The organism is Paenibacillus xylanilyticus (assembly GCF_013359935.1).
GTDB classification, from domain to species: domain Bacteria; phylum Bacillota; class Bacilli; order Paenibacillales; family Paenibacillaceae; genus Paenibacillus; species Paenibacillus xylanilyticus.
Map to the genome: position 1 here is coordinate 1 of NZ_JABMCB010000205.1, position 393 is coordinate 393.

General features: G+C 54.7%; 1 pseudogene. It reads left to right on the forward strand.

From position 1 onward, the window contains the following. Positions 1–393, forward strand: a pseudogene (locus HP552_RS31680) (hypothetical protein); the annotation flags it as partial.

The window sequence follows — 393 nt, forward strand, 5'->3', positions numbered from 1 at the left end:
AGTCGTGCCATTCGATCCGGTCGTAGCGCCGACGTACTCCTTCGGTCAGGTTGTTACGTTTAATGGCAGCACGTATATTGCCAATGTGGCATCTCCGACTGGGATACCAGGAACGTCCCCAGACTATACGTTGTTAGCAGGTGCAGGAGCAACAGGCGTTACTGGGATTACCGGCGGAACGGGTGGCACAGGTGAAACGGGAGCGACAGGGATAACAGGAATCACGGGAGCAACGGGTATCGGTTTGAGTGGAGTCGTGCCATTCGATCCGGTCGTAGCGCCGACGTACTCCTTCGGTCAGGTTGTTACGTTTAATGGCAGCACGTATATTGCCAATGTGGCATCTCCGACTGGGATACCAGGAACGTCCCCAGACTATACGTTGTTAGCAGG